The 8,618-nt window shown below is 69.9% G+C and carries 10 protein-coding genes; 5 read left to right on the top strand and 5 right to left on the bottom strand.

The features are described from left to right. The first annotated feature begins 43 nt into the window (after window positions 1–43). From pstS to pstB, 4 genes are all read left to right on the top strand, one after another. Window positions 44–1,177, top strand: coding sequence for a phosphate ABC transporter substrate-binding protein PstS (pstS, locus tag ACLU3S_RS21530; RefSeq protein WP_413953552.1), 1,134 nt, complete (start codon window positions 44–46; stop codon window positions 1,175–1,177). 124 nt (window positions 1,178–1,301) lie between these two features. Continuing rightward, entirely contained in the window at window positions 1,302–2,309 is a 1,008-nt protein-coding gene (gene pstC, locus ACLU3S_RS21535; RefSeq protein WP_413953553.1) for a phosphate ABC transporter permease subunit PstC, read from the top strand. Next, window positions 2,306–3,358 (top strand): phosphate ABC transporter permease PstA, encoded by a 1,053-nt coding sequence (gene pstA, locus ACLU3S_RS21540; RefSeq protein ID WP_413953554.1) that lies wholly within the window; start codon window positions 2,306–2,308, stop codon window positions 3,356–3,358. Before pstC ends, pstA begins: the two co-directional genes overlap by 4 nt. Window positions 3,359–3,432: 74 nt before the next feature. Beyond that, window positions 3,433–4,209 carry a phosphate ABC transporter ATP-binding protein PstB gene (pstB, locus tag ACLU3S_RS21545; protein WP_413953555.1) on the top strand — a complete coding sequence of 259 codons (777 nt, stop codon included), beginning with the start codon at window positions 3,433–3,435 and terminating at the stop codon, window positions 4,207–4,209. A 243-nt stretch (window positions 4,210–4,452) separates the two neighbouring features. On the opposite strand, the gene ACLU3S_RS21550 is transcribed toward pstB, so the two are convergent. Both ACLU3S_RS21550 and ACLU3S_RS21555 read right to left on the bottom strand, forming a co-directional pair. Further along, a complete protein-coding gene (locus ACLU3S_RS21550; RefSeq protein ID WP_413953556.1) occupies window positions 4,453–5,451 on the bottom strand; it encodes an inorganic phosphate transporter in 999 nt (332 codons plus the stop codon). 7 nt (window positions 5,452–5,458) lie between these two features. Then, the gene (locus ACLU3S_RS21555; protein ID WP_413953557.1) at window positions 5,459–6,079 is read right to left on the bottom strand and encodes a DUF47 domain-containing protein; all 621 of its coding nucleotides are present in this window, start codon (window positions 6,077–6,079) and stop codon (window positions 5,459–5,461) included. 230 nt (window positions 6,080–6,309) lie between these two features. Between ACLU3S_RS21555 and ACLU3S_RS21560 the strand changes: the two genes are divergently transcribed. Beyond that, window positions 6,310–6,615, top strand: a complete 306-nt coding sequence (locus ACLU3S_RS21560; protein WP_073901267.1) for a metal-sensitive transcriptional regulator — start codon at window positions 6,310–6,312, stop codon at window positions 6,613–6,615. 6 nt (window positions 6,616–6,621) lie between these two features. On the opposite strand, the gene ACLU3S_RS21565 is transcribed toward ACLU3S_RS21560, so the two are convergent. The 3 genes from ACLU3S_RS21565 to ACLU3S_RS21575 form a co-directional block, all read right to left on the bottom strand. Continuing rightward, on the bottom strand, window positions 6,622–6,780 hold the full coding sequence (locus tag ACLU3S_RS21565; protein ID WP_413953561.1) for a hypothetical protein: 159 nt from the start codon (window positions 6,778–6,780) through the stop codon (window positions 6,622–6,624). 118 nt (window positions 6,781–6,898) lie between these two features. Next, complete coding sequence (locus tag ACLU3S_RS21570) at window positions 6,899–7,762, bottom strand: hypothetical protein (protein ID WP_413953558.1); 864 nt, start codon at window positions 7,760–7,762, stop codon at window positions 6,899–6,901. A gap of 343 nt (window positions 7,763–8,105) precedes the next feature. After that, a complete protein-coding gene (locus ACLU3S_RS21575) occupies window positions 8,106–8,519 on the bottom strand; it encodes an NUDIX hydrolase (protein ID WP_413953559.1) in 414 nt (137 codons plus the stop codon). Between the last annotated feature and the right edge of the window lie 99 nt (window positions 8,520–8,618).

The following is an 8,618-nucleotide window of genomic DNA, read 5'->3' on the forward strand; positions in this document are numbered from 1 at the left end:
GCACGCCGCCGACAGCGGCGGCTCCTGGAAGGAACTCCCGAAAGTGATGCTTCAGCGCAAGAACCGGCTGCGCGCCCTGTCCCTCGGTGCTGTCGCCGTGACCGGCGCCCTGGCCCTGACGGCGTGCGGCTCCGACGACAACGGTGGCGCTTCCAAGGCGTCGGGCAACCCGTCCACGACGGCCAACGCCTCCTCCATCAAGTGCGACGGCGCCGAGGGACAGCTGCTGTCGGACGGCTCTTCCGCGCAGAAGAACGCGATCGACGCCTGGGTCAAGAACTTCTCGCAGGCCTGCGGTGTGCAGATCAACTACAAGGCCGGCGGCTCCGGTGCCGGCGTGACCGCGTTCACGCAGGGTCAGATCCCGTGGGCCGGCTCCGACTCCGCGCTGAAGCCCGAGGAGGTCGCCGCGTCCAAGAAGGTCTGCTCCGGCGGCCAGGGCATCGACCTGCCGATGGTCGGCGGCCCGATCGCCATCGGCTACCACCTGAACGGCGTCGACAACCTCGTCCTGGACGCCCCGACCCTCGCCAAGATCTTCGACGGCAGGATCACCAACTGGAACGCCCCGGCGATCAAGAAGCTGAACCCCTCGGCGAAGCTCCCCGACCTGAAGATCCAGGCCTTCCACCGCTCGGACGACTCCGGTACGACGGACAACTTCACCAAGTACCTGATGGCCGCCACGCCGCAGAACTGGAAGTACTCCGGCGGCAAGACCTGGCAGGCCAAGGGCGGCCAGTCCGCCGCGCAGTCCTCCGGTGTGGCCCAGCAGGTCAAGCAGACCAACGGCGCCATCGGCTACTTCGAGCTGTCCTACGTCGGTGACGGCATCAAGGCCGTCAGCATCGACACCGGTGCCGCCCAGCCGGTCGCCCCCAGCACCGACAGCGCCACCAAGGCCATCGCGGCCGCCCAGGTGGTCGGCACCGGCAACGACCTGTCGCTGAAGCTCGACTACAAGACCAAGGCCGAGGGCGCCTACCCGATCACCCTGGTCACCTACGAGATCGTCTGCGACAAGGGCAACAAGGCCGACAGCCTGCCCACCGTCAAGTCCTTCCTCAACTACATGGCGTCCGAGGACGGCCAGAAGATCCTCAGCGGCATCGACTACGCCCCGATGCCCGACGAGATCATCGGCAAGGTCCGCAGCACCATCGCGAGCCTGAGCTGACCTGATCCGAGAGTGCGGCCCGGTTCCCACGGCCTCCCCGCGGGCCGGGCCGCACCGTCCGGTGCACCGCCGCCAGGAGCCGCGCACCCCCGTCGGGGGGCGGCTCCGCAGACCGGAGAACCCGATGGACATATCGACCAAGACAACCGACGCACCTCCACCCACCCCCCGGCCGGCCGCGGCCGGCCACAGGCGCGCGGCCCGTGGCGCCACCCGCCCCGGTGACCGGGTCTTCCTCGGCCTCTCCCGCGGCTCAGGCATCCTGCTGCTGGTGATCATGGCCGCGATCGCGGTCTTCCTCACCTACCGCGCCTGTCTCGCGATCAGCGACGACCACGGCAACTTCCTGACCACCTTCGAGTGGAACACCAACCTCGTCCCGCCGTCCTTCGGCATCGCGGTCCTGGCCTTCGGCACCGTGGTCTCCTCGGTCATCGCCATGGCCCTGGCCGTGCCGGTCGCGGTCGCCATCGCGCTGTTCCTCACCCACTACGCCCCGCGCCGGCTGGGCGGTCCGGTCGCCTACGTGATCGACCTGCTCGCCGCGGTGCCGTCCATCGTGTACGGCCTGTGGGGCGCGCTGGTCCTCGTACCGCACATGAACGGCGTCTTCGGCTGGCTCGACCACTACCTGGGCTGGACCGGGATCTTCTCCTGGGACGGCGGCGCGCCCCGCTCGATGCTCACCGTGGGCATCCTGCTCGCGATCATGATCCTGCCGATCATCACCAACGTGAGCCGCGAGGTCTTCCGCCAGGTCCCGCGGATGCACGAGGAGGCGGCCCTGGCCCTCGGCGCCACGCGCTGGGAGGTGGTCCGCATGGCCGTGCTGCCCTTCGGGCGCTCCGGTGTGATCTCCGCCTCCATGCTCGGCCTCGGCCGCGCCCTCGGGGAGACGATGGCGGTCGCCACCGTGCTCTCCCCGACCTTCGACATCCAGGCGAGCCTGCTCAACCCGGGCGGCGGCACCTTCGCCCAGAACATCGCCGGCAAGTTCGGCGAGGCGACGCAGCAGGGCCGTGACGCGCTCATCGCCTCCGGCCTCGTGCTGTTCGTCATCACCCTGCTGGTCAACGGCGCGGCCCGCGCGATCATCGCCCGCCGCAAGGAGTACTCGGGGGCCAACGCATGAGCACCGCAAGCCTGACCGACAAGCGCGCCGGCACGCTGCGCAGCGCCGGCCTGCCGAAGTGGTCGCCGTGGGCGATCGCCGCCGGCTCCGTCGTGGTCGCGGTGGGCATCGGCCTGGGCCTCGGGCTGAGCAGCAAGATCCAGTGGGGCCTGATCGCCGCGATCCTGTACGTCCTCGCCACCTTCGCCGTCGCGGCGCGGGCCGAGGGCCGGCGGCAGGCCAAGGACCGCGTCGCCACCTTGCTGGTCTGGGTGGCCTTCCTGCTCGCGGTCATCCCGCTGGTCTCCCTGATCTGGACCACCGTCAAGCGCGGTGTGAAGGTCCTCGACCCCTACTTCCTCACCCACTCCATGGGCGTCGTCGCCGACTCCGAGCCGGGCGGCGGCATCTACCACGCCATCATCGGCAGCCTGGAGCAGGTCGGCCTCGCCACCCTGATCGGCGCCCCGATCGGGGTCCTGACGGCGATCTACCTGGTGGAGTACGGGCGCGGCGGGCTCGCCCGCGCGGTCACCTTCTTCGTCGACGTGATGACCGGCATCCCGTCGATCGTCGCGGGCCTGTTCATCCTCAGCCTCATGCTGATGTCGGACATGCAGCCGTTCGGCTTCGCCGGTTCGCTGGCCCTGTCGATCCTGATGATGCCGGTCGTGGTCCGCTCCACGGAGGAGATGCTCAAGCTCGTCCCGAACGAACTGCGCGAGGCGTCCCTGGCGCTGGGCGTGCCCAAGTGGCGCACCATCCTGAAGGTGGTCCTGCCGACCTCCCTCGGAGGCATCACCACCGGCATCATGCTGGCCGTCGCCCGCATCGCGGGCGAGACGGCGCCGATCCTGCTGCTGGTGTGGGGCAACAGCTTCATCAACAACAACCCGTTCTCGGGTGCGCAGCAGGCCCTGCCGCTCTACATCTACCAGCAGTACGCGAACAGCTCCGGCTCGACGGCGGCCTACGACCGCGCCTGGGCCGCCTCGCTCACGCTGATCGCCTTCGTGATGATCCTCAACCTGGTGGCCCGCGGCATCGCCCGCTGGAAGGCCCCGCGCTGACAATCTGCGGCTCCGCCGCGGGCCGGTCGCCGACGCGGCCCATCAGGCGCCTGACCGGAAGTGAAGAAGCAGACATGGCAAAGCGAATCGACGTCAGCGGGCTGACCGCCTACTACGGCTCCCACAAGGCGATCGAGGACATCTCGATGACCGTCGAGCCGCGCTCGGTGACGGCGTTCATCGGCCCTTCGGGCTGCGGCAAGTCGACGTTCCTGCGCACGCTGAACCGCATGCACGAGGTCACCCCCGGCGGCCGCGTCGAGGGCAAGGTGCTGCTGGACGACGAGGACCTCTACGGCTCCGGGGTCGACCCGGTGTCGGTGCGGCGCGAGGTGGGCATGGTCTTCCAGCGCCCGAACCCCTTCCCCACGATGTCGATCTTCGACAACGTGGCGGCGGGCCTGCGCCTGAACGGTGACCACCGCAAGAGCGAGCTGGGCGACATCGTCGAGAAGTCGCTCCGGGGCGCGAACCTCTGGAACGAGGTCAAGGACCGGCTGAACAAGCCGGGCTCCGGTCTCTCCGGCGGCCAGCAGCAGCGTCTGTGCATCGCGCGGGCGATCGCGGTCGAACCGAAGGTCCTGCTGATGGACGAGCCCTGCTCCGCCCTGGACCCGATCTCCACCCTCGCCATCGAGGACCTGATCGGTGAGCTGAAGGAGCGCTTCACGATCGTCATCGTGACGCACAACATGCAGCAGGCGGCGCGTGTCTCGGACCGCACGGCGTTCTTCAACCTGGCGGCGGTCGGTCAGCCGGGCCGGCTCGTCGAGATCGACGACACCGAGCGGATCTTCTCCAATCCCTCGGTGCAGGCGACGGAGGACTACATCTCCGGCCGCTTCGGCTGATCCCCGATCCCCTCGCGGTGCTGCATGGCGGTGCCACCGCGAGGACGCAGAAGGGCCCGCCCCCGGCTCCCGGGGGCGGGCCCGCCGCTTTGTCCGCCGGCGGCGGTCAGTAGCCGCCGGCGTCGAAGTCGACCCAGTCGCTGCGGGTGTTGCCGATCTCCAGTCCGTCGTCGCGGATGCAGACCCGCAGGTGCGCCTCGGAGGTCCCGGCGAAGTCGTGGTCGTCCGTCGGACAGAGGAATGTCAGAGGAAGGCAAGATCGATCAGCCAGTAGCCGCAGGCGGCGACCAGGGCCGCTGCCGGCATGGTGATGAACCAGCCCAGAACGATGTTCTTGGCCACGCCCCAGCGGACCGCGTTCACCCGCTTCGTCGCGCCCACTCCCATGATCGCCGAAGTGATGACATGGGTGGTGGAGATCGGGGCCTTGAAGAGGTACGCCGTGCCGAACATGATCGACGCGCCCGTCGCCTCGGCCGCGAACCCCTGCGGCGGATCCAGCTCGATGATCTTGCGGCCGAGGGTGCGCATGATGCGCCAGCCGCCCGCGTACGTACCGAGGGACAGCATCAGCGCCGAGACGATCTTGACCCAGACCGGGATCGGGTCGCCGAAGGACTCGTGGCCGGAGATCACCAGGGCCATCACCACGACACCCATGGTCTTCTGGGCGTCCTGGAGGCCGTGTCCGAGGGCCATGCCGGCCGCCGAGACGGTCTGCGCGATGCGGAAGCCCCGCTTGGCCTTGTGCGGGTTGGCCCGGCGGAAGATCCACATGATGGCCAGCATCACCAGGTAGCCGACGATCAGGCCGACCACCGGGGACAGGAACATCGGGACGATGACCTTGTCGACCACCCCGTTCCAGTGCACCTGTGTGCCGCCCGCCAGCGCCGCGCCCACCAGGCCGCCGAACAGCGCGTGCGAGGAGGACGAGGGCAGGCCGAAGTACCAGGTGACCAGGTTCCAGGTGATGGCGCCGACCAGCGCCGCGAGAAGCAGACCCATCCCGGTCGAGCCCGAGGGCGTCGCGATCAGGCCCTCGCTCACCGTCTTGGCGACTCCGGAGCCGAGGAAGGCGCCGGCGAGGTTCATCACCGCCGCCATGGCGAGCGCCGCCCGCGGGGTCAGCGCCCGGGTGGACACCGAGGTCGCGATGGCGTTCGCGGAGTCGTGGAAGCCGTTCGTGTACGTGAAGAAGAGCGCGACCGCGATGGTCACGACCAGGGCGAAGATCTCCATCGACGCCTCAGGACTCCTTGACGGCGATGGTCTCCACCGTGTTCGCCACGTGCTCGAACGCGTCCGCCGCCTCTTCCAGGACGTCCACGATCTGCTTCAGCTTCAGCACCTCGATCGCGTCGTACTTGCCGTTGAAGAGGTGGGCGAGCAGCTTGCGGTGGATCTGGTCCGCCTGGTTCTCCAGCCGGTTGACCTCGATCCAGTACTCGGTGAGGTTGTCCATGGTGCGCAGGTTCGGCATGGCCTCCGCGGTCAGCTCGGCCGCCCGGGCCAGCACCTCGATCTGCTGCTCGACGCCCTTCGGCAGCTCCTCGATGTTGTAGAGGACGACCAGGTCGACGGCCTCCTCCATGAAGTCCATGATGTCGTCGAGGGAGCCGGCGAGGGCGTAGATGTCCTCGCGGTCGAACGGCGTGATGAACGAGGAGTTCAGCTGGTGGAAGATCGCGTGCGTGGCGTCGTCACCTGCGTGTTCCGCTGCCCGCATGCGCTCCGCGATCTCGGCCCGGGCGGAGGAGTCCGCCCCGAGCAGTTCCATCAGGAGCTTCGAGCCCGTGACGATGTTGTCCGCGGACGCGGCGAACATGTCATAGAAGCTCGTCTCCCTGGGGGTCAGACGAAAGCGCACGTGGGTTCCTCGGGGTGCTTCGGTTTCGGTCAGGCTGATGCTAGGCGCATCATCCGGCCACGGCTATCGGGCCGCATCCCAGTGTCGCCCATCGGACAAAGTGATCATCATGGGGGCGCACCAAGGGCCCCTCACCCCGCAAAGTTCGGTACCATATACCCAGTAGGGGTATGTTTGCGGACCTCTGTGCGCACACGTACCCACGGCTCGTCCCGATACGGAGGCCCGCGATGACGACGACCGAGGCCGGCGCCACGCACGGCTACCACAAGCAGAAGGACGAGCACCTCAAGCGGCTGCGCCGGATCGAGGGCCAGATCCGCGGCCTGCAGCGGATGGTCGAGGAGGACACGTACTGCATCGACATACTCACGCAGGTGTCCGCCTCCACCAAGGCGCTGCAGTCCTTCGCGCTCCAGTTGCTGGAGGAGCACCTGCGCCACTGCGTGGCCGACGCGGCCCTGAAGGGCGGCGACGAGATCGACGCGAAGGTGGACGAGGCGACCAAGGCGATCGGCCGGCTGCTGCGGACCTGAGCGGGTTCAGGCGTCCCGCTCCTCCGCCACGCGCAGCACCTGGTCGATGCTCTCCAGGCTGAGCCGGTCCTCGGCGGCCGAGGCCGCGATGATCAGCTCGCCGCACAGCTCGATCTCGGCGAGGGCCACGTGGTCCTGAACCGCCGTGCCGCCGACCGGAGCCACCTGCCTCACCTCTTCTCTGCCGTCACCCGCTTCCTAGAGTAGGGAGCGGTCTACACACCGCGCATGGCACGGACGGGCTACTTACGGGGTGGCGTCCCGGACTAGTGCACGGCCTGATTCAGCCTCCGCTGCCGTCGTCGTCCTCGGCGATCCGGCCCGCGTAGATGTCCCGGGAGCGCGGCAGGCTCACGTCGACGGGGGCGCCGAAGCCGTACAGCAGGGTGGTGGAGGTCACCGCCACCTGGGTCTTCTGCCGGCCGTTGACAAAGGCGAAGCTCTGCCGCAGCTTGCGCAGACGGCCCCGGTCGTCGAGGTAGGCGTCGAACGGCACCTCGGCCGTGGCGAACCCTTTCGCCGCCGCTGCCAGGGCCTTGCCGACGTCGGCCGGGGCGTACCGCGCGGCCCGCGCCAGGTCCGCGGTGCCCCGGTAGTGCCGTACCGCGACCCCGGCGACCTCGGTGCGGCCCACGTAGGTCGCCTGCCGCGTCCCGCGCAGCACCTCGGCCGCCGCGTACGGATCGGTCGCGCCGCCGGTGACCAGGTTGCCGTCGGACAGCGAGGCGGTCTCCACGCGCACCCACTTGTCGGCCGGCACCCCGGCCCCGCGGTTCTTCATGAACAGGGCGCCCGGGGCGAGGAGTTCGGTGATGGGCCGGTGCTCGGGGGTGCCCGCCGGGTCCTCGGGCAGGACGACAGTCAGCCGGCCGAGGCGGCGGCGGTAGTCGTAGACGCCCTTGCCGCGGATGGTGACCCGGGTGCCGCCCGCGGCCATCTCCATGGCGGTGCCCGCCTTGGAACTGCCCGCCTCGCGCAGCGTGTCGGCGGCCCGGGTCAGGGTGGCCACCGGGTCGTCCGCGCCGCCCTTCACGTCCGCGGCGGCGACACCGCTGCCGGAACAGCCCGTGGCACCTGCCCCCAGGCCCAGCATGATCCCTGCCGCTACGACCGCCCTGCCCGCGCGCCTGCGCTGCCGCCGATCCATCGCCTGCCTACCCCCAGCGGTATGTCCGTCACGGGCCCCCTGTCGTCCGGTTAACGACGGGTAGGGGACTGCCGTCACGCGCCGGCGCAGCCCGGTCGGGCCCGTACGGGCTCTTTACGAGCTCTTTTACGGGCGCTTTGGGGGGTCGGGTACCGTGCAGGAGTGGCGCAGCAGGACGGGCCGGAGCCGGCCCGGCAGGGGCAGGACCATCGCACGACGACGAGCGAACAGGGTCGTTTCTGCGTGGCCCGGTGCAGTTGCGGGTGGCGCGGGCCGGCCCGCAGAGCCCGCAGCCTGGCCCGCGCGGACGCGGACGGCCACGCGGCCGGCGCGTGAGGCGCCGCTACGCGTCCTCGAACCGGCGCAGCAGCGCGTCCACCAGCTCCCGGTCCCTGGGGTGAGTGAGCCGGGCGCGGGCCGCGCCGGGGGACAGCCAGAGGATGCGGTCCACCTCGTCGCCGGGTGTGAAACGGCCCGTCGTGGCCTCGGCCGCCCAGTAACGCACCTGCTTGGGGCGGCCGTCGGCGAGATAGCGCAGCGTCGGCAGCTCGGCGCCGGGCCGGGCCTGGTACCCCGTCTCCTCCGCCACCTCCCGCACGGCACCGGCGAGCGGCTCCTCGCCCCGTTTGAGCTTGCCCTTGGGGTGGGACCAGTCGTCGTACTTCGGCCGGTGGACCAGGCAGATCTCCAGGGCGCCGTCCACCGGGGAGCGGCGCCACAGGACGCAGCCCGCGGCCTGGACCGGGGTGTCGTTCACATCGCCTCCACCGTCTCCTTCTGCCAGGCCCGCTGGAACGCGAACCGGGCGGCCTCCACCTCGTGCCGCTGGTCGGCGTGGAGCACGCCGAGCGCGTAC

It is taken from the genome of Streptomyces sp. AF1A (genome assembly GCF_047340315.1).
Classification (GTDB): Bacteria; Actinomycetota; Actinomycetes; order Streptomycetales; family Streptomycetaceae; genus Streptomyces.